Here is a 2,560-nt window from a genome sequence, read left to right on the forward strand (position 1 = left end):
GCTCCTTGCCGGAGCTGGCGGCGACGGTGGAGGCGGTGGGGCGGGCGACGGGCGGACCCTACGCGGTGGTGGCGCACTCGTTCGGCGCGGCGGCCACGGCGGTGGCGCTGCGGGACGGGATGAAGGTGGAGCGCGCGGTCTTCATCTCGCCGCCAGCGGACCCCCTGGCTGGCATCCGCGACTTCGCGAACACGGTGGGGCTGGCGGAGGACGTGTGGCAGCGGATGGCGGCGCGAATCGAAGCGCGCTTCGACATGCGGCTGGCGGACCTGGCGCTGCCCGGCTTCGCGCCACGGCTGGACGTGCCGCTGCGCATCTTCCACGACGTGGGGGACCGCGAGGTGCCCCTGGAGGCAGGCGAAGCGGTGGCGCGCGCGTGGCCGGGCGCGAAGCTCACGCGCACGGAAGGCCTGGGCCACTTCCGCATCCTGTATGCGCCGGAGGTGCTGGGCCCCGCGGTGGACTTCCTGGCGGAAGGACGGCCGGGCAATGCGTGGCCCGGGCCTGAGCTGCTGGCGTCGGTGGCACAAGCGCGAGCGACTCCTCGCGGGGTGCACGGAGGCTGAGCGGAGGATGTGACTTCTGGGGGGACTCGAAACAGGCAATCCAATGAAAGACATCCTCTGACGCTCAGACACTGCAGCCCCGGAAAATTTCGGCTGGACAGTATTTGCGGGAGGCGGAGCCTGATTTTCATGCCTGGACTCGTCTGGCGGAGATGTCTTGATTAGCATGGGTCCTTGTCGGAAGGCCGGGCTTCATTTTGGAGCCCTCTCCCGGACCAAGGAGTCGTCCATGAAGCCTGGATCCTCATTGCTGCGTGCGGTTGCCCTGGCGTGCACGAGTCTGGCATTGACCGCCTGTGGCGGGGCCATGACGCCCGAGGAGGCCGCGGCCGAGGAAGCCGCGGCGCTGGCCACGGTGGAGGCCGAGCTGGGCTCGTGTGGCACCTGGTCCAGCTGGACCAACACGGGCGCGACCACCTGCGACTCCATGACCACGTGTGGGTACTACTGGGCCTGTGAGGCTTCCGCCAAGGGAGACGACGCCGGGTCTGTCGCGGGAGGGGGGAGCGAGAACCTCATCCCGGTGTGCCCGCCGGGCGAGAGTCCTGTCCGCCGCTACAACCTGGGCAAGAGCCTCCAGCAGTCCAGCTACCGCGTGTGCTTCAACGAGGCCGGCACCTACACGCACACGGAATACCAGTACCAGTACGTCGCCGGCACCTGCGGCTGCTGAGCTGGAGTGCCGTGGAGCCCCCCATCCACCCTCGCGCCCGCTCGTTCAGGAGCGCGCGGGCGCCCAGAGGGCACTGTGGGCCTCTGGCGCGTCCGGGGACGCCTCCGCTGTGTAGAAGTAGGCCGCGACCGCCGCCCGGCCCCGTCCCTCGGGACACTCCAGCGCGGCGGGGTGGCCATGCCAGTGATTGTCGCCATGTGCCATCACGACCAGCCGATCGAGGACCGGAGCGATCCGGGCCTCGCATCGGGAGAGGTCGGCGTTCCACAGCTCCAGGTCACCGCCCCAGGCGGATTCCCAGCCGGGGTTCAGGTAGTACAGGACCGTGAGCCGCCGCGAGAGCGCACGGAAGCGATCGCGGTTGAAGTCCGCGTGCAGCGCCAGATGCCCCCCCCGCAGCGTGAGGTGCAGCCCGGCGCCCCGGAAGTGCGGATCCGGGATGAGCCCCTGGACCCCGGTGAGCGTCTCCAGGAAGTCGATGAACGACATGCCCGAGAACTCCGAGAGCAGGTGTCGGAGTGCACCGTGCACCCCTTCGAACGCCTTGCGCTGGAGCTGCCCCAGGCGCGCCGCCTGCTCCACGTGGTCGCGTCGCTTCCAGTGCGCATCGTCCGCGCCGGGGAAGACCCCGGCCAGCCCCGCCGCCAGCCGCTCCCCCAGGAAGCCATCGATGACGACGTGGGGATGGGGCCGCGCGGTGCCATAGGCGCCACGGTGCTCCAACGCGAGCGCGCGCAGCACCGTCCGGGAGAGGAAGAAGCTCGGGCCCTGCAACGGGCCTTCTTCGAGGGTGGCGGCGCTCACGGATCCTCTTCTTCTGCTCGGGGGTTGCGACCTTCGATGCTGTCATGGGCGCCGCCTTCGACCTCCAGGAGCGCCGCGAGGAACAATACATACGTCAGCTCGGCGACGGGCCGTCGCTCGCGCCGGGCCTGGATGCGCAGCGCCTTGGGCAGCGAGCAGGGCGGCCCCCGTTCGCCGTCACGCAGCTGGACGTAGCCTCGCGGGGAGTAGCCCACCACCTGCCAGCCCATGACCCCCAGCGCCCGGCTGAGGTCGTCGGTGAGCTGGTGGTGGATGGCGCGGCTGATGGACACGGGGCGGAAGCGCTCGCTCGACCAGCCTCCCGTGTCCTCACGCCAGCCTCTCGCGCGCAGGTAGTTCACCTTGCGCGCCAGCGACAGTCCTCCGACGTGGCGCTCGAGCTTCATCGAGCCCCGCCATATCGCGCCGCCTGTTCGTGAACCAGCACCCGTCGGGCTGTAGGGTTCCGGCATGTCTTCGGAGCCCCTGCCTCCCGCCCTGGCGTCACGTGTCCAGC

The 2,560-nt window shown here is 70.1% G+C and carries 4 protein-coding genes; 2 read left to right on the forward strand and 2 right to left on the reverse strand.

Features of this window, described 5'->3' with window-relative positions; genetic code table 11:
- Both D7V93_RS41565 and D7V93_RS41570 read left to right on the forward strand, forming a co-directional pair.
- The coding region (locus tag D7V93_RS41565) for an alpha/beta hydrolase (RefSeq protein WP_208723325.1) at positions 1 to 566 on the forward strand (566 nt) is incomplete at its 5' end.
- 229 nt (positions 567 to 795) lie between these two features.
- Positions 796 to 1,239: a hypothetical protein gene (locus tag D7V93_RS41570; RefSeq protein ID WP_147451630.1), complete on the forward strand. Its 444-nt coding sequence runs from the start codon at positions 796 to 798 to the stop codon at positions 1,237 to 1,239.
- 45 nt (positions 1,240 to 1,284) lie between these two features.
- Here D7V93_RS41570 and D7V93_RS41575 read toward each other — a convergent pair whose 3' ends face one another.
- Entirely contained in the window at positions 1,285 to 2,043 is a 759-nt protein-coding gene (locus D7V93_RS41575) for a 2OG-Fe(II) oxygenase (protein WP_120648502.1), read from the reverse strand.
- Positions 2,040 to 2,450, reverse strand: coding sequence for a hypothetical protein (locus D7V93_RS41580; protein WP_120648503.1), 411 nt, complete (start codon positions 2,448 to 2,450; stop codon positions 2,040 to 2,042). Before D7V93_RS41580 ends, D7V93_RS41575 begins: the two co-directional genes overlap by 4 nt.
- Between the last annotated feature and the right edge of the window lie 110 nt (positions 2,451 to 2,560).

Source organism: Corallococcus llansteffanensis, from assembly GCF_003612055.1.
GTDB classification, from domain to species: Bacteria; Myxococcota; Myxococcia; order Myxococcales; family Myxococcaceae; genus Corallococcus; species Corallococcus llansteffanensis.

Coding starts and splice junctions, on each gene's coding strand:
- D7V93_RS41580 (WP_120648503.1), bottom strand. CDS start 2,450: ATGAAGCTCGAGCGCCACGTCGGAGGACTGTCGCTGGCGCGCAAGGTG.
- D7V93_RS41570 (WP_147451630.1), top strand. CDS start 796: ATGAAGCCTGGATCCTCATTGCTGCGTGCGGTTGCCCTGGCGTGCACG.